At 61.1% G+C, this 19,522-nt stretch carries 17 protein-coding genes; 5 read left to right on the plus strand and 12 right to left on the minus strand.

Annotated elements, in window-relative coordinates; translation table 11 throughout:
* Positions 1–115: 115 nt before the first annotated feature.
* The 8 genes from E3Z29_RS00755 to E3Z29_RS00790 form a co-directional block, all read right to left on the minus strand.
* Positions 116–331 carry a molybdopterin-binding protein gene (locus tag E3Z29_RS00755; RefSeq protein WP_007967989.1) on the minus strand — a complete coding sequence of 72 codons (216 nt, stop codon included), beginning with the start codon at positions 329–331 and terminating at the stop codon, positions 116–118.
* A gap of 33 nt (positions 332–364) precedes the next feature.
* A complete protein-coding gene (gene ssuB, locus E3Z29_RS00760; RefSeq protein WP_134784911.1) occupies positions 365–1,171 on the minus strand; it encodes an aliphatic sulfonates ABC transporter ATP-binding protein in 807 nt (268 codons plus the stop codon).
* Positions 1,168–1,950 carry an aliphatic sulfonate ABC transporter permease SsuC gene (ssuC, locus tag E3Z29_RS00765; protein WP_098966154.1) on the minus strand — a complete coding sequence of 261 codons (783 nt, stop codon included), beginning with the start codon at positions 1,948–1,950 and terminating at the stop codon, positions 1,168–1,170. The genes ssuB and ssuC overlap by 4 nt, the downstream gene beginning before the upstream one ends.
* Positions 1,951–1,958: 8 nt before the next feature.
* Positions 1,959–3,107: an FMNH2-dependent alkanesulfonate monooxygenase gene (ssuD, locus tag E3Z29_RS00770; RefSeq protein ID WP_003229262.1), complete on the minus strand. Its 1,149-nt coding sequence runs from the start codon at positions 3,105–3,107 to the stop codon at positions 1,959–1,961.
* Between the two features lie 25 nt (positions 3,108–3,132).
* Entirely contained in the window at positions 3,133–4,113 is a 981-nt protein-coding gene (locus tag E3Z29_RS00775; RefSeq protein ID WP_134784912.1) for a sulfonate ABC transporter substrate-binding protein, read from the minus strand.
* Between the two features lie 89 nt (positions 4,114–4,202).
* Positions 4,203–4,796 (minus strand): NADPH-dependent FMN reductase, encoded by a 594-nt coding sequence (gene ssuE, locus E3Z29_RS00780; RefSeq protein WP_096797603.1) that lies wholly within the window; start codon positions 4,794–4,796, stop codon positions 4,203–4,205.
* A gap of 324 nt (positions 4,797–5,120) precedes the next feature.
* Positions 5,121–5,759: a peroxiredoxin gene (locus E3Z29_RS00785; protein ID WP_103368206.1), complete on the minus strand. Its 639-nt coding sequence runs from the start codon at positions 5,757–5,759 to the stop codon at positions 5,121–5,123.
* 297 nt (positions 5,760–6,056) lie between these two features.
* Positions 6,057–7,406 (minus strand): OprD family porin, encoded by a 1,350-nt coding sequence (locus tag E3Z29_RS00790; protein ID WP_096797605.1) that lies wholly within the window; start codon positions 7,404–7,406, stop codon positions 6,057–6,059.
* 364 nt (positions 7,407–7,770) lie between these two features.
* Between E3Z29_RS00790 and tauA the strand changes: the two genes are divergently transcribed.
* The gene (tauA, locus tag E3Z29_RS00795) at positions 7,771–8,766 is read left to right on the plus strand and encodes a taurine ABC transporter substrate-binding protein (RefSeq protein ID WP_134784913.1); all 996 of its coding nucleotides are present in this window, start codon (positions 7,771–7,773) and stop codon (positions 8,764–8,766) included.
* Between the two features lie 122 nt (positions 8,767–8,888).
* Here tauA and argA read toward each other — a convergent pair whose 3' ends face one another.
* Both argA and argE read right to left on the minus strand, forming a co-directional pair.
* Complete coding sequence (gene argA, locus E3Z29_RS00800) at positions 8,889–10,187, minus strand: amino-acid N-acetyltransferase (protein ID WP_007967974.1); 1,299 nt, start codon at positions 10,185–10,187, stop codon at positions 8,889–8,891.
* A 267-nt stretch (positions 10,188–10,454) separates the two neighbouring features.
* Positions 10,455–11,609, minus strand: coding sequence for an acetylornithine deacetylase (gene argE, locus E3Z29_RS00810; protein ID WP_134784915.1), 1,155 nt, complete (start codon positions 11,607–11,609; stop codon positions 10,455–10,457).
* Positions 11,610–11,765: 156 nt separating this feature from the next.
* On the opposite strand from argE, the gene E3Z29_RS00815 reads away from it, so the two are divergent.
* The gene (locus E3Z29_RS00815; RefSeq protein ID WP_096796143.1) at positions 11,766–13,136 is read left to right on the plus strand and encodes an inorganic triphosphatase; all 1,371 of its coding nucleotides are present in this window, start codon (positions 11,766–11,768) and stop codon (positions 13,134–13,136) included.
* A 121-nt stretch (positions 13,137–13,257) separates the two neighbouring features.
* On the opposite strand, the gene E3Z29_RS00820 is transcribed toward E3Z29_RS00815, so the two are convergent.
* On the minus strand, positions 13,258–13,722 hold the full coding sequence (locus tag E3Z29_RS00820; RefSeq protein ID WP_027610503.1) for an Lrp/AsnC family transcriptional regulator: 465 nt from the start codon (positions 13,720–13,722) through the stop codon (positions 13,258–13,260).
* A gap of 126 nt (positions 13,723–13,848) precedes the next feature.
* On the opposite strand from E3Z29_RS00820, the gene E3Z29_RS00825 reads away from it, so the two are divergent.
* The 3 genes from E3Z29_RS00825 (at position 13,849) to E3Z29_RS00835 (ending at position 16,448) form a co-directional block, all read left to right on the plus strand.
* Positions 13,849–14,187 carry a hypothetical protein gene (locus E3Z29_RS00825; protein WP_103368200.1) on the plus strand — a complete coding sequence of 113 codons (339 nt, stop codon included), beginning with the start codon at positions 13,849–13,851 and terminating at the stop codon, positions 14,185–14,187.
* 90 nt (positions 14,188–14,277) lie between these two features.
* A complete protein-coding gene (locus E3Z29_RS00830) occupies positions 14,278–16,062 on the plus strand; it encodes a GspE/PulE family protein (protein ID WP_134784916.1) in 1,785 nt (594 codons plus the stop codon).
* 65 nt (positions 16,063–16,127) lie between these two features.
* Positions 16,128–16,448 carry a DUF2388 domain-containing protein gene (locus E3Z29_RS00835; protein ID WP_177409030.1) on the plus strand — a complete coding sequence of 107 codons (321 nt, stop codon included), beginning with the start codon at positions 16,128–16,130 and terminating at the stop codon, positions 16,446–16,448.
* Between the two features lie 186 nt (positions 16,449–16,634).
* Here E3Z29_RS00835 and gcvP read toward each other — a convergent pair whose 3' ends face one another.
* Complete coding sequence (gene gcvP, locus E3Z29_RS00840) at positions 16,635–19,508, minus strand: aminomethyl-transferring glycine dehydrogenase (RefSeq protein WP_134784917.1); 2,874 nt, start codon at positions 19,506–19,508, stop codon at positions 16,635–16,637.
* Positions 19,509–19,522: the final 14 nt, after the last annotated feature.

Here is a 19,522-nt window from a genome sequence, read left to right on the forward strand (position 1 = left end):
TCCAAATGTAGGAGTGAGCCTGCTCGCGATGGCAGCGCCGCCGATTCAAATCCGTGCACAAAAAGAAAAACCCCGAAGGGCTCACGCCTTTCGGGGTTGTTTTTTACTCACTGGCTTACAACTTGGCGATCGACACCTCGGTGGATTTCACGAAGGCGATCACTTCGCTGCCCACCGCCAGTTCCAGCTCCTTGACCGAGCGTGTGGTGATCACTGAAGTGACGATGCCGGAAGCGGTTTGCACGTCGATTTCCGACAGCACGTCGCCGAGAACGATCTCCTTGATCGAGCCTTTGAACTGGTTGCGCACGTTGATGGCTTTGATAGTCATGGCTTTGATTCCTGTCGTTGGATGTAACTTGAGTTATTGCGCCCAACGCAATTGCGTAGGCAGGGGTGAAACAGGCTCCGGCTCCGGCGGCTCGCCGGGCAGGGACAGAACACGGTTGAGCACTTCGGTTTCCAGCGCCGCCAGTCGATGCGATCCGCGCACTCGCGGACGAGGCAACTCCACTTGCAGGTCGAGGCCGACTTCGCCGTCCTCGATCAGAATCACCCGGTCGGCAATCGCCACCGCTTCGCTGACGTCATGGGTCACCAGCAGCACGGTGAACCCATGCTGCTGCCAGAGTCGTTCGATCAGTTGCTGCATCTCGATGCGGGTCAGCGCATCCAGCGCACCCAGCGGCTCGTCGAGCAACAGCAGGCGCGGCTGGTGAATCAGCGCCCGGGCCAGCGCCACACGCTGCTTCTGCCCGCCGGACAAAGCGGCCGGCCACTCGTTGGCGCGATCGGCCAGACCCACCGCTTCCAGCGCCTCCAGAGCTTGCGAGCGCCAGTTGCCTTTAAGGCCGAGGCCGACGTTGTCGATGATCTTTTTCCATGGCAGCAGCCGTGCTTCCTGGAACATCAGCCGGGTGTCTTCCCGCGCATCGCTCAGCGGCGCGGCGCCGGCCAGCAGGTCGCCGCCAGTCGGGTGGTCGAGGCCGGCGAGCAAGCGCAGGAAGGTGCTCTTGCCGCACCCGCTGCGTCCGACCACGGCGACGAATTGCCCCGCCGGAATGTGCAGGTCGATGTCGCGCAGCACTTGCCGCGCACCAAAGGTTTTCTGCAGGTTGCGCACCACCAGCGGAATCCCGCGCAGCAGGCGTGGAGGTTGTTGAGCGGTCATGCCGCACCTCCCTTGGCAACCTGATAAGCCGGATGCCAGCGCAACCACACACGCTCAAGAGCACGGGCGGCGAGATCAGCAAGCTTGCCGAGTACCGCGTAAAGCAGGATCGCCAGCACCACCACGTCGGTCTGCAAAAACTCGCGGGCATTCATCGCCAGATAGCCGATGCCGGAGCTGGCGGAGATGGTTTCGGCAACGATCAGCGTCAACCACATGAAGCCCAGCGCAAAGCGCACACCGACCAGAATCGAAGGCAGTGCGCCCGGCAGAATCACCTGCCAGAACAAACTGAAACCGGACAGGCCATAACTGCGCGCCATTTCCACCAGCGCCGGGTCGACGTTGCGGATGCCGTGATAGGTGTTGAGGTAAATCGGGAACAACGTGCCCAATGCGACCAGAAAAATCTTCGCCGACTCATCGATGCCGAACCACAGGATCACCAGCGGAATCAGCGCCAGGTGCGGCACGTTGCGGATCATCTGCACCGAGCTGTCGAGCAGGCGTTCGCCCCATTTCGACAGGCCGGTGATGAAACCCAGCACCAGGCCGATGCTGCCGCCGATGGTGAAACCGAGTGCCGCGCGCCAGCCGCTGATTGCCAGGTGCGTCCAGATCTCGCCGCTGCGCACCAGACTGACACCGGCCTCGATCACTGCCACCGGTGCCGGCAGGATCCGCGTCGACAACCAACCGGCAGACACCGACAACTGCCACACCGCCAGCAGGAGCACCGGCAACGCCCAGGGCGCGAGGCTGTGGATAAATTTTTTCATGGCGCGCCTCAGCTCTGCGACGCGGCTTTGGGAAGAATGTCGTTGGCCACCATCTCGCCGAACGGGCTGACATAACCGGCGCTTTTCGGCAGTTCCGGGCGCTCGATGTCGAGGTGCGGGAACAGCAGTTCAGCGACGCGGTACGACTCTTCGAGGTGTGGATAACCGGAGAAGATGAAAGTATCGATACCCAGATCAGCGTATTCCTTCACGCGGGCGGCCACGGTTGGACCATCGCCGACCAGCGCGGTACCGGCACCGCCACGCACCAGGCCGACGCCGGCCCACAGATTCGGGCTGACTTCGAGGTTGTCGCGACTGCCGCCGTGCAGCGCGGCCATGCGTTGTTGACCGACCGAGTCGAAGCGCGCCAGCGATGCTTGCGCACGTTTGATGGTGTCGTCGTCCAGATGCGAAATCAGCCGGTCTGCCGCTTGCCAGGCTTCGGCGTTGGTTTCCCGCACGATCACATGCAAACGAATGCCGAAGCGCACGGTACGCCCGAGCTTGGCGGCTTTGGCGCGCACTTGCTCGATCTTCTCGGCCACTGCGGCTGGCGGCTCGCCCCAGGTCAGTACCATTTCGACCTGTTCGGCAGCCAGATCCTGCGCCGCTTCCGACGAGCCGCCGAAATACAGCGGCGGACGCGGTTGCTGGATCGGTGGATAAAGCAGCTTGGCGCCCTTCACGCTGATGTGTTCGCCGTCGTAATCGACGGTTTCGCCTTCCAGCACCCGACGCCAGATCCGGGTGAACTCCACCGAGGCCTGATAACGCTCTTCATGGTTGAGAAACAGACCATCACCGGCCAACTCTTCCGGATCGCCACCGGTCACCAGGTTGAACAGCGCACGGCCGCCGGACAGACGATCCAGGGTCGCTGCCTGCCGCGCCGCGACCGTCGGGGAAATGATCCCGGGGCGCAGGGCGACAAGGAACTTCAGACGCTGAGTCACCGGGATCAGCGACGCGGCCACCAGCCACGAGTCTTCGCAGGAGCGGCCGGTGGGAATCAGCACGCCGCCAAAGCCCAGACGATCCGCCGCTTGCGCGACCTGTTGCAGATAACCGTGGTCAACGGCGCGGGCGCCTTCGGCGGTGCCAAGGTAATGGCCGTCGCCGTGGGTAGGCAGGAACCAGAAGATGTTGAGGCTCATGGAGTGGTCTCCTTGGGGATTCGATTTACTGGGCTTGGGTAACCGAGCTTTGGGCCACAGCGGCCGGTGGTGTCCAGATCACATCCTTGATGCTCAACGGCTTGGGAATCAGCTTGAGCTGGTAGAAGGTGTCGGCGATTTTCTGTTGCGCGGCGACCACGTCCGGGGTCAGGAACAACGCACCGTAGCCCTGGCGTTTCACCGAGGTCAGGGTGATGTCCGCCGGCAGGCCGAGCAGCGGCGCGACCTGCTGGGTCACGTCTTCAGGGTTGGCTTTGGACCACTCGCCGACAGCGCGCACTTCTTCGACGAGGGTCTTGATCACCTCGGGATTTTTCTGCGCGTAAGGTTTGGTCGCGAGGTAGAACTGATGGTTGTCGACGATGCCTTTGCCGTCACGCAGGGTGTGCGCTTGCAGCTGGTTCTCGGCAGCAGCCTGGTACGGATCCCAGATTACCCAGGCATCGACGCTGCCACGCTCGAACGCGGCGCGGGCATCGGCCGGCGGCAGGAACACGGTCTGGATATCGGAGTATTTGAGGCCGGCATCTTCCAATGCGCGAACCAGCAGGTAGTGCACGTTGGAGCCTTTGTTCAGGGCGACTTTCTTGCCCTTGAGATCCGCTACCGATTTGATTGGCGAGTCTTTCGGTACGAGGATCGCTTCGCTGTTCGGCGCTGGCGGTTCGTAGGCGACGTAGAGCAGATCAGCGCCGGCAGCCTGAGCGAATACCGGAGGGGTTTCGCCGGTAACACCGAAGTCGATCGAGCCAACGTTCAGGCCTTCCAGCAGTTGCGGGCCGCCGGGGAATTCAGTCCATTGCACGTCCACGCCTTGTGCGGCCAGACGCTTTTCCAGAGTGCCTTTGGCCTTGAGCAGCACCAGCGTGCCGTACTTCTGGTAACCGATCCGCAATGTCTCGGCTTGAGCTTGAGTGATGGCGCCGAAGGTGACAGCCGCAGCAAACAGAGCGACCAGACCACGACGCAAAAATACAGTGCGCATAGCGCTCTCCTTTTTGCTGTTGGGTTTTGGCTGCACCTGCTTGGCCGTTAGCGGCTGAGTAAGGTGAGTGGAGCAAATTCGGGTAAGGCTCAAATGCTCCAGCGAGCACTCAATAAACGTTCATTCAACAGGCCCGGCTCCAGCGGTTTCGGCCGGCGAGCCATGGCACTGACAAACTGATCCAGCGCTTCATGCAGACGCTGTTCCAGCGCTGGCGCCAGTTGCGCTTGGGCGCTGCCTTCGCCGTAAGCGATCTGGCTGTCCTCGGCGAAAATGCCCTGGAGCATTTCCTGGGCCTTCAATGCCGACAGCACAGGCTTGAGCGCGTAATCGACCACCAGCATGTGAGCGATGCTGCCGCCGGTGGCCATCGGCAGAACAATCTTGTGGTTCAAGGCGCGTTCGGGCAGCAGATCGAGTACGGTCTTCAGCGCCCCGGAAAACGACGCCTTGTACACCGGCGTGGCGATCAGCAGGCCGTCAGCGTTTTCAATCTGCGCCAGCAGGTCGAGCACCTTCGGGCTATCGAAGCGGGCATGGAGCAGATCTTCGGCCGGGAAGTCCCGCACCTGATAACTCACCACTTCCACCCCTTGCGCCTGCAACCAGCGTTGCGAGCGCTCAAGCAACACTCCTGAGCGGGAGCGCTGGCTGGGACTGCCACCGAGTGAGACGACCAGCATTGAGACAATTCCTTAAGCGTTGCAGGCGATTCGCGGGTTGCGATCTCGCTTCGATGGGAGTGACCTTACCAGCTGATTTATATATCCATAAATCATATTTATTCATTTGGTTATGCGTTTAAGAGATATGCGATTTGCTTTGTTCCGGGCAAAAAAACAGGCCGTGAAAACGGCCTGAAATCCCCTGCTTTGTGGTTCTGGATTTTGTGTCGGCTTGGCCGACGCCTTCGCGAGCAAGCCCGCTCCCACAGGGGAACGCATTCCAAATGTGGGAGCGGGCTTGCTCGCGAAGGCGGCGGTAGCTACAGCCCAAATTTCACTGATTCACTTGTTCGGCTGCGGCGTCAGGCGCAGGTATGGTTTCACCGCGCGATAGCCTTTGGGGAAGCGCCGCTTGATCTCTTCCTCGTCCTTGAGCGACGGCACGATCACCACCTCCTCACCGTCCTGCCAGTTGGCCGGAGTCGCCACCTTGTAGTTGTCGGTGAGCTGCAGCGAATCGATCACCCGCAGGATCTCGTGGAAGTTGCGCCCGGTGCTCGCCGGGTAGGTGATGGTCAGGCGGATCTTCTTGTTCGGATCGATCACGAACAGCGAACGCACGGTCAGCGTGTCGTTGGCGTTCGGGTGGATGAGGTCGTAAAGGTCGGAAACCTTGCGGTCGGCATCGGCCAGGATCGGGAAATTGACGATGGTGTTCTGGGTTTCGTTGATGTCTTCGATCCACCTGTGGTGCGAGTCCACCGGGTCGACCGACAGCGCGATGGCTTTGACGCCGCGCTTGGCGAACTCATCCTTGAGCTTGGCGGTGAAGCCCAGCTCGGTGGTGCACACCGGGGTGAAGTCGGCCGGGTGGGAGAACAGCACGCCCCAGCTATCGCCCAGCCACTCGTGGAAACGAATCTTGCCGGCGCTGGAATCCTGTTCGAAGTCGGGGGCGATGTCGCCGAGTCTGAGGCTCATGATGCTGCTCCTGATGAGTTGTTGGAGAACTCAACTGTAGCTCGGGATTTGCCATCGTGAAAAAGAATAAATAACTAGACATCTAGCACTTAAAGGAATATTAAACATCGTTCACTGGACGCTCGCCCGCATCGCGACGAACATCGCCCTCAAGGTTCGAGAAGGCCTTGAGTAGCTGCAAAAGAGGGGAATTTCGGGAAGGGCTTACGGGGGTGAGCCTGACCCGAAAATGCAAAAGCCCCGTCCGGCGCGATGCCGGACGGGGCTTTTTTTACATCAGCGAATCGAGACGCGCTATTACAGCAGCGGGATCGAGTAGCTGACGATCAGGCGGTTTTCGTCCTGGTCGCGTTGACCTGGGATGTCGTTGCGCCAGGTAGCGTTTTTCCACATGAAGCCCAGGTTCTTGGCCGGGCCTTCAGGAATAACGTAACCGATGGTCAGATCGCGTTCCCACTCGGAAGCACCGGTACCGTTCTCACGACGGTTGGAGCCAACGGTGTCGATATCATCGCCACGCAGGTAGACCAAACCGGCGGTCAAGCCAGGCAGGCCGACTTTGGCGAAGTCATACGAGTAGCGTGCTTGCCAGGTTTTCTCGCCGGCACGACCGAACTTCTGGATCTGCATGTCGGTGATGGTGTAGTTCGACGAACCGTCGCCCTGGTTCAGCCAAGGGAAGTCGGAGCTGCCGTTGGAAACCTGGTAGCCGCCACCGAAGGTGTGGCCTTCAACGGTGTACAGGAACAGGCCGCTGTACAGATTGTTGTCGATCGGGCCTTTGCCGCTGACGTTGCCGACGTAGTTACCGTTACCGAAGTAGGCTGCGGTGTTGCCATTGGCGCCGTCGTCGCTGCTGTGGAAGTAGCGGAAGTCAGACTTCAGCACGCCCGGGCCGATTGCCCAGTTGTGAACCAGACCCAGGAAGTGTTGCTTGTAGAAGTCTTCCAGGTTGCCGTAGTAGTACTGGGCAGTCAGGTCCTTGGTGATTTTGTAGTCACCACCGGCGTAGTAGAACTTGTTGCTGTTGGCAACGCGAGCGTTCGCACCACCAACGGACAGGTTCTCGTTGTTGCTGGAGTTACGACCTTTCACTGCTTCGATCTGACCAGCGACCAGGGTCAGGTCCTTGATCTCGCCGGAAGTGATCTGGCCACCCTGCCAGGTTTGTGGCAGCAGACGACCGTCGTTTGTCACGATGACCGGGTTCTTCGGCTGCAGGGTACCCAGCTTCAGTTCGGTCTGGGAGATCTTGGCCTTGGCGGTCAGGCCCAGGCTCGAGAAGTTATCAACAGCTTCGCCGTTGGACTTGCTCGGGAACACAGTGCCACCGTAGGAAGTCGAGGTTGCACCGTTGGTGCCGCCGCCCGAATCCAGGCGCACGCCCAGCAGGCCGATGGCGTCGATACCGAAGCCTACGGTGCCTTGGGTGTAACCGGAGATGAAACGCAGATCGAAGCCTTGGCCCCATTCTTCGTTCTTGTTCTGCGCGCCAGCCGCTTTGGTGCCGGAGTCACGGTTGTCAGTGTTGATGTAGAAGTTGCGCAAGCCCAGAGTGGCCTTGCTGTCTTCGATGAAACCGGCGGCGCCTGCCTGCTGCGCCATAACCCCTACGGCCACAGCCAGGGCCAAGGTGGACTTGTTCATGTAAAGCTCCTCTCGTTTCTAATTCTTGTGTTCCTGGCCCGGGGTCTGATGCCCTGGATCCTAAGATGCGCGATTAGCGCCAGACCGTGACTGACAAGTCAATCGTAACCTTGTGTGTCTACGACCAAGGTCTAATCGCAGTGATTTGGTCCGTGCAGAGTAAAGATTTCCTGATAAACCCAAAAAGAATTTATTCATTCTTTTTCATATCATTCGGGAATATGGCCACTATCTCGCCATCCTCGCCCGGATACAACGTATCGGCGACTAAGCTCATTCCTAAATGGTATTTGTTAGCCTTTTTTTATATCGATTAGCTTTGGCGCAACCCCAATTCGTCAAACCCTATCGAAAAGGCGACGCCATGATGGCTAAACGCGCACTATCTAGTCAATTTGTTACAGTTTGTGTGTCGGCGCTGATTTGTTTTTCCGCGCAGGCTGCCAACCTCACCATCGGTTATCAAACCGGTATCGACCCCAGCAAAGTCCCCCAGGCCGACGGTACTTACGAAACAACCATCGGCCAGAAGATCGACTGGCGACGCTTCAATAGTGGCCCGGAAGTTGTGACAGCCATTGCCTCCGGCGATGTGCAGATCGGCAACCTCGGCTCCAGCCCTCTGGCCGCGGCCGCTTCACGCAATCTGCCGATCGTCGCCTTCATTGTTTCAGCGCAGATCAATGCCGCCGAGGCCTTGGTGGTGCGTAATGGCAGCGGCATCAATAGCCCGCAGGATCTGGTCGGCAAGACCATCGCCACGCCCTTCGTCTCCACCTCCCACTACAGCTTGCTCGGCGCTCTCAGGCACTGGGGCCTGGACACCAGCAAAGTCAAAGTGGTGAACCTGCAACCCGCGGAAATCGCCGCCGCCTGGAAGCGTGGCGACATCGACGGTGCGTTCGTCTGGTCGCCGGCGCTGGGTGAAATCCGCAAGACCGGCAAGACCCTGACCGATGCCGCTCAAGTCGGCCAATGGGGCGCACCGACGTTCGAAGTCTGGGTCGCGCGCAAGGACTACGCCGAGAAACATCCTGAGGTGGTAGCCAAATTTGCCAAGGTCACTCTAGACGCGTTTGCCGATTACGCCAGCCATAAAGACAGCTGGACAGCGGACTCGGCGCCGGTGCAGAAAATCGCAAAACTGACGGGTGCCAATGCCGCCGACGTGCCGGAATTGCTCGCCGGTTCCGAGTTCCCTGATGCCAAGGCGCAGCAATCAACTGCACTGCTGGACGGCGGCACGGCGAAGGCGATTGGTGAGACGGCGAAGTTTTTGAAGGAACAAGGCAAGGTCGAGACGGTGCTGCCGGACTACTCGCCGTACGTCAGTGCGAAGTTTGTAACCGAAAACAATTGAATAGATGGCGAGGGGATTCATCCCCAATGGACTGCGCAGCAGTCCCCTGCTTTTGGTGAAGCGGGTCCGCTGCGCGGCCCATCGGGGATGAATCCCCTCGCCACAAGAATCCCTCGGTATCTTCAGAGGGTCTTTTCGAAGATCTTCGAGTTGCGCTGATAGTTGTAAAGCGACGCCCGCGCCGCCGGCAGACGCTCGACACTGCTAGGTTCGAACCCGCGCTCGCGGAACCAGTGCGCCGTGCGGGTGGTGAGGACGAACAGGGTTTTCAACCCTTGCGCCCGGGCACGGGTCTCGATGCGCTCCAGCAGCTCATCGCCGCGACCACCGTGACGGTACTCCGGATTCACCGCCAGGCACGCCAGTTCACCAGCGTCCGAATCGGCAATCTGGTACAACGCCGCACAGGCGATGATCATGCCTTCACGCTCGACCACGCTGAACTGCTCGATCTCGCGCTCCAGCACTTCGCGCGAACGACGCACCAGAATCCCCTGCTCTTCCAGCGGGCTGATCAAATCGAGCAAACCACCGACGTCTTCAATCGCCGCCTCGCGCACCAGCTCGAATTGCTCTTGCGCGACCAGCGTACCGCCACCGTCGCGGGTGAACAGTTCGGTCAGCAGCGCGCCGTCTTCGGCGTAGCTGACGATATGGCTGCGCGCGACACCGCCACGGCAAGCCTCGGCAGCAGCATCCAGCAGTTCCGCCTGATAGTTGTTGCCCAGACGCGCCAGATGCGCAGGCACCTGTTGCGGACGCAGTTCGCGCACCAGTTTGCCGTTCTCGTCGATCAGACCGAGGTCGGCGCCGAACAGCAGCAGCTTGTCGGCACCGAGGTCGATGGCGGCGCGGGTGGCGACGTCTTCGCAGGCGAGGTTGAAGATTTCCCCGGTCGGCGAGTAGCCCAGCGGCGACAGCAGCACGATCGAACGCTCGTCGAGCAGACGATTGATGCCTTTGCGATCGACCCGGCGCACTTCACCGGTGTGGTGATAGTCGACGCCTTCAAGCACGCCGATCGGCCGCGCGGTCACAAGGTTGCCGCTGGCCACCCGCAAGCGCGAGCCCTGCATCGGCGACGAGGCCATGTCCATCGACAGCCGCGCTTCGATAGCGATGCGCAGCTGACCGACCGCGTCGATCACGCACTCCAGCGTTGCCGCATCGGTGATGCGCATGCCGTGGTGGTAGTGCGGGGTCAGGCCGCGCGCAGCGAGGCGGGTTTCAATCTGCGGGCGCGAACCGTGGACCAGCACCAGGCGCACGCCGAGGCTGTGCAACAGCACGAGGTCGTGGACGATGTTGCCGAAGTTCGGATGCTCAACGCCGTCGCCGGGCAGCATGACGACGAAGGTGCAGTCGCGGTGGGCATTGATATAAGGGGACGCGTGACGAAGCCAATTGACGTATTCGGGCATGAACCTGGGCCTGTAATAAATAGCAGCCGAAAAAAGGGCGAAACGGAAAACGCACAGCGGGCTGATGGTTATCGTCGGAACAGGCTTGGCGACACGCGCGCTCTCCTCATGAATACGGGTTGGGGTGCTGGCAATTTACAGCGTTTGGTCAGACAAAACACCGTCCCCCCTGTGGGAGCGGGCTTGCTCGCGAAAGCGGTGAGTCAGTCGACATCGATGTACCTGATACAGCGCTTTCGCGAGCAAGCCCGCTCCCACAGGTGGACATCATCGTTTGTCCGGGTTCAGGCAATAATGTTCAATCAACTGCCGCAATAGCTGCACGGTAGGCTGCAAACGTGACATTTCAAGGTATTCGCCGGGCTGGTGTGCGCAGGCGATGTCGCCAGGGCCGAGCACGATGGTTTCGCAGCCAAGGCGCTGAAGATAAGGTGCTTCGGTGCCGAACGCTACTGCTTCGGCACTATGCCCTGTGAGCTTTTCAGCGATGCGCACCAATTCGGCGTCTTCGGCCTGCTCGAATGGCGGCACTTCCGGGAACAACGGCTGGTAGTCGATCTTCACCTGATGACGTTCCGCAACCGGATTGAGCTTGCGCAGAATCTCCGCACGTAGGACTTTCGGGTCCATGCCCGGCAACGGGCGCAGATCGAACTCCAGCGAACACTGGCCGCAGATGCGATTCGGATTGTCGCCGCCATGAATACAGCCGAAGTTCATGGTCGGCTGTGGAACGCTGAACTGCGGGTTGTTGAATTCACGCTGCCATAGCAGACGCAAACCGCGCAGCTCGCCAATGGCATCGTGCATCGCTTCGAGGGCGCTGTGGCCCAGGCGCGGATCCGACGAATGGCCGCTCTGCCCGAGGATATCGATGCGCTCCATCATGATGCCCTTGTGCATGCGGATCGGTTTGAGCCCGGTCGGCTCGCCGATCACCGCCGCACGGCCCAGTGGCTTGCCGGCCTCGGCCAGCGCCCGGGCACCGGACATCGAGCTCTCTTCATCACAGGTGGCGAGGATCAGCAGCGGTTGCTTGAACGGCTGGTCGAGCAGCGGCTGCACGGCCTCGATGATCAGCGCGAAAAAACCCTTCATGTCGCAACTGCCCAGCCCGACCCAGCGGCCATCGACTTCGGTGAGTTTCAGCGGATCGGTCTGCCACAGCGCATCGTCATAAGGCACGGTATCGCTGTGCCCGGCCAGGACCAGGCCGCCGGGGCCACTGCCGAAACTGGCGAGCAGGTTGAATTTGCCGGGGCTGACCTGCTGGATATCGCAGCTGAAGCCCAGATCCCCCAGCCAGCCGGCAAGCAAATCGATCACCGCCCGGTTGGACTGATCCAGGCTCGGTTGGGTGCAACTGACCGACGGTGCGGCGATCAGTGCAGCGAACTGGTCTTGCATGGATGGCAAAGGCATCGCTGACTCCAACTCCCGATTTGAAGTCCATCATAGAGCCATCCGGCGCTCGGAATAAACCGCCGCAGGGCGTAGGAAGTTTGAGTCCTGTACACTGCACGGCCTTGGCAGCCACACATTCCCCCGGCTGCGCTCCCGATCCTGGATTTTCCGGCCATGCAGAAAGAAACCGAAATCAAACTCCGCGTCAGCCGCGAAACCCTCGCTGCCCTGCGCGAGCACCCGCTCCTGAAAAAACGCAACAAAAATGGCTGGGAACGCCGTGAGTTGATGAACCAGTACTTCGACACCCCCGAGCGCGACCTGGCTCAGGCCAAAGTCGCCCTGCGCCTGCGCAAGGACGGTGACGAAGTGATTCAGACCCTCAAGACCCGTGGTCAGAGTGTTGCCGGTCTGTCCGAGCGTAACGAGTACGACTGGAAATTGCCCAAAGCCAAGCTCGACGTGAAGAAACTCGATGGCGAATGCTGGCCCGAGTCGCTGGCCGAGCTGGACAAGAAAACCCTGAAGCCGATCTTCACCACCGATTTCGTCCGCGAGCGTGCGGAAATCGCCTGGGGTCGCGGCAAGGCCAAAGTGGTGATCGAAGCCGCGCTGGACCTCGGTCACGTGGTGGTCGGCAAACAGAAAGAAGAAATCTGCGAGCTGGAACTGGAACTGCGCGAAGGTGAGCCTGCCGCGTTGCTGGAACTGGCCGCCGAACTGGCCGAAACCCTGGCCCTGATGCCCTGCGACATCAGCAAGGCCGAACGCGGCTACCGTCTGTACGACGCCAACAGCTACTCGCTGAGCCTGCCCGCGCCGCAACTGACCCCGGAAACCCAACTCGACGACGCCTTCGCCGCGCTGGCCTGGCACTTGCTCGGCAGCAGCCAGCGTCTGGCCGAACAATATCGCTTCAACGGCCACTGGCGCCTGCTGCAGGACTGGGTCGAGAACCTCGCGGAAATGCGCGCCCTGCTCAGCAGCCTCGGCCAGGCCGCACCGCGTCCGGCCACTCACGACCTGCGCGTGGCGCTGGATGCACTGCTGGAAGACTGGCGCCCACTGGTTCAGGTCGGCATCGAAGACGAAGACGTACGCAAGGCCGCGCCGGAGCAATTCCTCGAAGAACTGGAAGACCCACGCTGGGGCCTGTTCTCGCTGACTGTTTCGCGCTGGCTGCTGGCCCGCACCTGGGCCGCCGAGCGCAACACCCGCGGCAACCGCCAGGGCGCCGCGCAACTGCACAGCTGGCTGCCGCGCATGCTCGGCGAAGAAGCCACGTCCCTGCAACTGCAGCGCTATCAGCAGCAGCCGGAAGATCTGGCCGAGCAACTGCCGCGCATCGAACGCATCCAGGTCTGGCTGCACCACGCGCGTAACGTGCTGGAGATCGCGGAAATGGATCGCCTGTACGGCGAGCTGAACAAACTGGCGCAACTGGCCAACGAGCCGACGATCACTGACGAACTGCTCGATGCGCGCAAGCAGCAGGCGATTGCGGTTTATCAGAATCGTGCGTGGAAAATGCTGCTGCGTATGTAATGACTGTGTGGTGAGGGGATTCATCCCCGATGGACTGCGCAGCAGTCCCTGCTTTCTACTAAAGCGGGGCCGCTTCGCGACCCATCGGGGATAAATCCCCTCGCCACGGAGGCCATCCGTGCTAGACCGGGAGGCTGGTTGTGGACTTGATCTCCGACAGCGCCACAATCGAGTTCACCTCCTGAATCCCTGGCACCAGCGACAGCTTTTCGAAGAAGAACCGCTCATACGCCTCGATGTCCGCCGCGACAATCCGCAACAAAAAATCCACCGCACCCATCAGCACATAACACTCCAGCACTTCCGGAAAGCCGCGAATCGCCTCGGTGAATTCGGTGAAGTTCGAACGCCCGTGGGCGTTGAGTTTGATCTCGGCGAAGATCTGCGTGTTCAGGCCGATCTTCTTGCGATCAAGCAAGGTCACCTGACCGCGAATGATCCCCTCCTCCTTCATCCGCTGAATCCGCCGCCAGCACGGCGACTGCGACAGTCCCACCTGCTCGGCGATCTGCGCGCTGGACAGTGACGCGTCCTCTTGCAGCAAGGCGAGAATCCGCCGGTCGTAGCTGTCCAGCTCGCTATGCATAATCAATCCTCAAAATGATCATTTTGCGAATCGTTCCAGTCGAGCAATCCGCGAATCCGCTCATCTTAGACAAGAAATGCCCGGCATCGAATGTAAAAATTCCTCCACTGACTCTGGAGACCGGACATGCCTCACCTCGAAGCCGTGAATACCCCCGCGCCCCGCGCCGATGTGTGGAACGTCAACAATGCCCACTGCTGCGCGCGTTATCAGTTGCTTGCCGAGGCCGAGCCGGATCTGCTGGTGCGGGTGCTGAATCTATTTGCGCTGCAATTCCTCACGCCGCAACAGGTCCACGTCGAGCGGCTCGACGATCTGCTGTCGATCGATATCGTCATCGATGGTCTGAGCTGGCATCGCGCCCAGGTGATTGCGGAAAAACTTCGTAACCTGATCAGCGTCTGCTCGGTGAACCTGCAAGACGCCGACACGGCGTGGGCTGCGCCCGCGCAAGCGGCCGGCTGACAAATCCGGCAACGGCTTTGTCGGGTAGTGGCCCAACAGTCTGCGGGGCCACGACTATCCTTTGCGCACAGTCGTTCAAAAGGAGCCCGCATGTCCGTTCAACTCGCCACTCAGGACCGCTGGCTGGATCTCAACGATGTGTTGCGTGAACTGGTCGCCCAGGGTTTTATCAGCCAGGACTCGGCGGAGCAGGCGCTCAACGCCCGCCGCCGCCACGCGACCCACGGCCAGCAACATCCGCTGGAGTTCATCGCCAGCCAGCAATTGGATGACCTCAGCCGTCCAGGCAAACATCTGGACCTGGAAAGCCTGATCCTGTGGCTGGCGCAGCAGGCCGGCCAGCCGTACATGCGCATCGACCCGTTGAAGATCAACGTAGCCGCCATCACCCCGCTGATGTCCTACGCCTTTGCCCAACGGCACAAGATTCTCGCGGTGGCGGTCGACCGCGATGCGGTGGTCGTGGCCAGCGCCCAGCCCTACGTCACCGGTTGGGAGGCTGACTTGACCCACGTGCTGAAGCTGCCGATCAAACGGGTGGTCGCCAACCCGGTGGATATCCAGCGTTTCAGCGTCGAGTTCTTTCGCCTGGCCAAATCGGTCAGCGGCGCCAGCACTGCCGACGCGCAGAGCGGTAACCTCGGCAACTTCGAACAACTGCTCAACCTCGGCGCCAGCGATCAGGAACCGGACGCCAACGACGCGCACATCGTCAATATCGTCGACTGGCTGTTCCAGTACGCCTTCCAGCAGCGCGCCAGCGATATCCACATCGAACCGCGCCGCGAACAGGGCACCGTGCGTTTCCGCATCGACGGCGTGCTGCACAACGTCTATCAATTCCCGCCGCAGGTGACCATGGCGATCGTCAGTCGCCTGAAAAGCCTCGGGCGGATGAACGTCGCCGAGAAGCGCAAACCCCAGGACGGCCGGGTCAAGACCAAGACCCCGGACGGTGGCGAGGTGGAGCTGCGGCTCTCAACGCTGCCCACCGCATTTGGCGAAAAAATGGTCATGCGGATCTTCGACCCGGAAGTGCTGCTCAAGGACTTCGATCAGTTGGGCTTTTCCGCCGACGACCTGCGCCGCTGGCAGGACATGACCCGTCAGCCCAACGGCATTATTCTGGTGACCGGGCCCACTGGTTCGGGCAAGACCACCACGCTCTACACCACGCTGAAAAAACTGGCGACGCCGGAGATCAACCTCTGCACCATCGAAGACCCGATCGAAATGGTCGAGCCGGCGTTCAACCAGATGCAGGTGCAGCACAACATCGACCTGAGTTTCGCCGCCGGCGTGCGTGCGCTGATGCGGCAAGACCCGGACATCATCATGATCGGCGAGATCCGTGACCTGGAAACCGCAGAAATGGCGATTCAGGCGGCACTCACCGGCCATCTGGTGCTGTCGACCCTGCACACCAACGATGCCCCCAGCGCGATCAGTCGGCTATTGGAACTCGGCGTGCCGCACTATCTGATTAAAGCCACGGTGCTCGGGGTCATGGCCCAGCGTCTGGTGCGCACCCTGTGCCCGCACTGCAAGGCGCCGCTGACGCTGGAAGAGGAAGACTGGCAAACCCTGACCCGGCCCTGGCAGGCGCCGCTGCCGGGCAATGCGCAACGCGCTATCGGTTGCCTGGAGTGTCGCGACACCGGTTATCGCGGACGCGCCGGGGTCTACGAAATCATGCAGTTGAGCGATAGCCTCAAAGCGCTCATCACCCCCGACACCGACCTCACCGCCATCCGCCGGCAAGCCTTCAAGGAAGGCATGCGCAGCCTGCGCCTGTCGGGTGCGCAGAAGGTCGCGGCGGGGCTGACCACCCTCGAAGAAGTGCTGCGGGTGACACCGCAGAGCGAGCAGAAATAGGCCACTACGGAACCGGATTGGCGAATCGTTATCCAACGCCGTAGTTAACCCCCAGGAGTCACTCAATCATGCGTCTCAAACTTGCTGTCGCCACCGTTGCCTTGCTGTCCCTTCCCGTTGGTTCAGCGATGGCCGACAGCTTTTGGCGTAACGTCATTTCGTCCGGCGCCACCACCGGTTCGACCTACCTGACCTTCAAGGATCACAAGCTGATCGTTGCCGCACAGGACGATGCCGGCAGCTTCGTTGCCAGCGATGGCGGCATCCGTGGGCCGTACCTGGAAGCAGCGATGCAGAAAGTCCGCGCCGACAATCCGGGCCTGCAGGCCACGGACATGGAACTGGCGAATGCGATTCTGGCGAAGAACGCAGTGGCCTCCGAGTAAGCCAGGCGCCAACAAAAATGCCGCTCGATCGAGCGGCATTTTTTTTCCTGTAATTTCGAATTCACCACACCCCCTGTGGGAGCGGGCTTGCTCGCGAAGGCGGTGGGTCAGACGCATCCATTTTTCTGACACGACGCCTTCGCGAGCAAACCCGCTCCCACTATGGCTCTGCGTGTTGCCTGAAGATCAGCGGTAATCGTCAACCGGGACGCAGGCACAAAACAGATTGCGATCCCCATAAACGTTATCCACCCGATTCACCGCCGGCCAATACTTGTGCGCCTTGGTATGCGCATCCGGGGTGATCCCCTGCTCGATGCTGTAAGGCCGCTCCCACACTCCGGTGACATCCGCCAGGGTATGCGGCGCGCGCTTGAGCGGGTTGTCTTCCGCCGGCCAGTTGCCGTTCTGCACTTCGGTGATTTCCGCGCGGATGCTCAGCATCGCGCCGATGAAACGATCGAGTTCGGCCTTGGGCTCGCTCTCGGTCGGCTCGACCATCAACGTCCCTGGCACCGGGAAGGACATGGTCGGCGCATGGAAACCATAGTCCATCAGGCGCTTGGCGACGTCCTCTTCACTGATCCCGGTCTGCGCCTTCAAGGGCCGCAGGTCGAGAATGCATTCGTGAGCGACCCGCCCGTTGCGCCCGGTGTACAACACCGGGAATGCGCCGGATAAATGCTGCGCCAGATAGTTCGCGGCGAGGATCGCCACTTCGCTGGCATCCGCCAGTTGCGGCCCCATCATCGCGATGTACATCCAGCTGATCGGCAAAATGCTCGCACTGCCCCACGGCGCCGCGCTGACCGCGCCGTTCTGCGGCAGCGGGCCGTCAATCGGCACCACCGGGTGATTGGCAACGAACGGCGCCAGATGCGCGCGAATACCGATCGGCCCCATGCCCGGCCCGCCACCGCCGTGGGGAATGCAGAAAGTCTTGTGCAGGTTCATGTGCGACACGTCGGCGCCAATGTCCGCCGGCCGCGCCAGCCCAACCTGGGCATTTAGGTTGGCGCCGTCCATGTACACCTGCCCGCCGCGCTGGTGGATAACTTCGCAGATTTCGCTGATGCCCTCCTCGTACACACCATGGGTCGACGGATAGGTCGCCATCAGGCACGACAACTTGTCCCCCGCCTCGGCAGCCTTGGTTTTCAGGTCGTCCAGATCGACGTTGCCGGCCTCGTCGCACTCGACGATCACCACGCGCATCCCGGCCATCTGCGCCGAGGCCGGGTTGGTGCCGTGCGCCGAGGACGGGATCAGGCAGATATCCCGCGCGCCCTGCTGCCGGCTCTCGTGATATTTGCGAATCGCCAGCAGCCCGGCGTACTCGCCCTGAGCGCCGGAATTGGGCTGCATGCAGATCGCATCGAACCCGGTGATCGCGCACAACCAACGCTCCAGTTCTTCAATCATCAAGGTGTAACCGAGCGCCTGTTCCCGTGGCGCGAACGGGTGCAGATTGGCGAACTGCGGCCAGGTGATCGGGATCATCTCGCTGGTGGCGTTGAGTTTCATGGTGCAGGAGCCCAGCGGGATCATCGACTGGTTGAGCGCCAGATCCTTATTCTCCAGTTGCTTGAGGTAGCGCAGCATCTCGGTTTCGCTGTGATGCGCGTTGAACACCGGGTGGCGCAGGTACGGCGTGTTGCGCTGCAGGGGGTCGGGAATGCCGGAAACCAGTGCTTCTGCGTCAATGTCGTCGACGTTCAAACCATGATCGGCACCGAGCAGCACGTCGAACAGTTTGGCCACCGTGTTTTCATCGCAAGTCTCGTCGAGGCTCAAGCCGACTCGGCGACGGCCGAGAATCCGCAGGTTGATCTGCGCAGCCTTGGCGCTATCGATGATCGCGCTCTGCGCGCCGCCAACCTCCAGCGTGAGGGTGTCGAAAAACTGTGCGTTGACCCGCGCAATACCATGGCGCTCAAGGCCCGCCGCCAGGATGCAGGTCAAGCGGTGCACGCGCTGGGCGATGCGTTTCAAGCCTTGCGGCCCGTGATACACCGCGTAGCAACTGGCGATGTTGGCCAGCAGCACCTGCGCGGTGCAGATGTTCGAGTTGGCCTTCTCGCGGCGAATATGCTGCTCACGGGTTTGCAGGGCCATGCGCAATGCGACGTTGCCACGAGCGTCTTTCGACACGCCGATGATCCGCCCCGGAATCGCCCGTTTGTACTCCTCGCGGCTGGCAAAAAACGCCGCATGCGGGCCACCGTAGCCCATCGGTACGCCAAAGCGCTGGGACGAACCGAACACCACATCCGCGCCCAGTTCACCCGGCGGTGTCAGCAGCAACAGGCTCAGCAGATCGGTGGCGACACACGCTAACGCCTGCTGCGCGTGCAACTGATCGATGACCGGACGCAGATCACGGATCTCGCCGTGAGTGTCGGGATACTGCAGCAACGCGCCGAACACCTGATGCTGGTTGAGGTTATCCACAGCGTCGATGATCAGCTCGAAGCCGAAACCTTCGGCGCGGGTTTGCACCACGGAGATGGTTTGCGGATGACAGTTCTCATCGACGAAAAACAGATTGCTCTTCGACTTCGCCACACGCTTGGCCAGCGCCATGGCTTCTGCAGCGGCGGTGGCTTCGTCGAGCAAAGAGGCGTTGGCCAGTTCAAGACCGGTGAGGTCGATGGTCAGTTGCTGAAAATTCAACAACGCTTCGAGACGGCCCTGGGCGATCTCCGGTTGATACGGGGTGTACGCGGTGTACCAGCCGGGATTTTCCAGCACGTTGCGCAGGATGACGGTCGGCGTCAGCGTGCCGTGGTAGCCCATGCCGATCAGGCTGGTCCAGACCTGATTCTGCTCGGCGTAACCGCGCAGCTTGGCCAGCGCCGCCTGCTCATCAAGGGCCGGCGGCAAGTCCAGCGCCCGATTCAGGCGAATGCCCGGCGGCACCGTCTGCTCGATCAGTTCGACCCGGCTGCCCAGACCGAGGCTGTCGAGCATCGCCTGTTGTTCGGCGGCGTCGGGGCCCAAATGGCGGCGCAGAAAGGCTTCGGGGTCGCGTAACTGGCTCAAGGATGGCAACTGGGACATGACGGGCTCTCTCT

Source organism: Pseudomonas sp. S150 (assembly GCF_004526365.1).
Lineage (GTDB): Bacteria > Pseudomonadota > Gammaproteobacteria > Pseudomonadales > Pseudomonadaceae > Aquipseudomonas > Aquipseudomonas putida_A.

Excerpts from the sequence above, each read along its gene's own strand:
- ssuB (WP_134784911.1), bottom strand. The coding sequence starts at position 1,171 with ATGACCGCTCAACAACCTCCACGCCTGCTGCGCGGGATTCCGCTGGTG.
- E3Z29_RS00825 (WP_103368200.1), top strand. The coding sequence starts at position 13,849 with ATGCCTCACCTCGAAGCCGTGAATACCCCCGCGCCCCGCGCCGATGTG.
- E3Z29_RS00815 (WP_096796143.1), top strand. The coding sequence starts at position 11,766 with ATGCAGAAAGAAACCGAAATCAAACTCCGCGTCAGCCGCGAAACCCTC.
- argA (WP_007967974.1), bottom strand. The coding sequence starts at position 10,187 with ATGCCCGAATACGTCAATTGGCTTCGTCACGCGTCCCCTTATATCAAT.
- E3Z29_RS00820 (WP_027610503.1), bottom strand. The coding sequence starts at position 13,722 with ATGCATAGCGAGCTGGACAGCTACGACCGGCGGATTCTCGCCTTGCTG.
- E3Z29_RS00755 (WP_007967989.1), bottom strand. The coding sequence starts at position 331 with ATGACTATCAAAGCCATCAACGTGCGCAACCAGTTCAAAGGCTCGATC.
- gcvP (WP_134784917.1), bottom strand. The coding sequence starts at position 19,508 with ATGTCCCAGTTGCCATCCTTGAGCCAGTTACGCGACCCCGAAGCCTTT.
- E3Z29_RS00785 (WP_103368206.1), bottom strand. The coding sequence starts at position 5,759 with ATGAGCCTCAGACTCGGCGACATCGCCCCCGACTTCGAACAGGATTCC.
- E3Z29_RS00790 (WP_096797605.1), bottom strand. The coding sequence starts at position 7,406 with ATGAACAAGTCCACCTTGGCCCTGGCTGTGGCCGTAGGGGTTATGGCG.
- ssuC (WP_098966154.1), bottom strand. The coding sequence starts at position 1,950 with ATGAAAAAATTTATCCACAGCCTCGCGCCCTGGGCGTTGCCGGTGCTC.
- tauA (WP_134784913.1), top strand. The coding sequence starts at position 7,771 with ATGATGGCTAAACGCGCACTATCTAGTCAATTTGTTACAGTTTGTGTG.
- ssuD (WP_003229262.1), bottom strand. The coding sequence starts at position 3,107 with ATGAGCCTCAACATCTTCTGGTTCCTGCCTACCCACGGCGACGGCCAT.
- E3Z29_RS00830 (WP_134784916.1), top strand. The coding sequence starts at position 14,278 with ATGTCCGTTCAACTCGCCACTCAGGACCGCTGGCTGGATCTCAACGAT.
- argE (WP_134784915.1), bottom strand. The coding sequence starts at position 11,609 with ATGCCTTTGCCATCCATGCAAGACCAGTTCGCTGCACTGATCGCCGCA.
- ssuE (WP_096797603.1), bottom strand. The coding sequence starts at position 4,796 with ATGCTGGTCGTCTCACTCGGTGGCAGTCCCAGCCAGCGCTCCCGCTCA.
- E3Z29_RS00775 (WP_134784912.1), bottom strand. The coding sequence starts at position 4,113 with ATGCGCACTGTATTTTTGCGTCGTGGTCTGGTCGCTCTGTTTGCTGCG.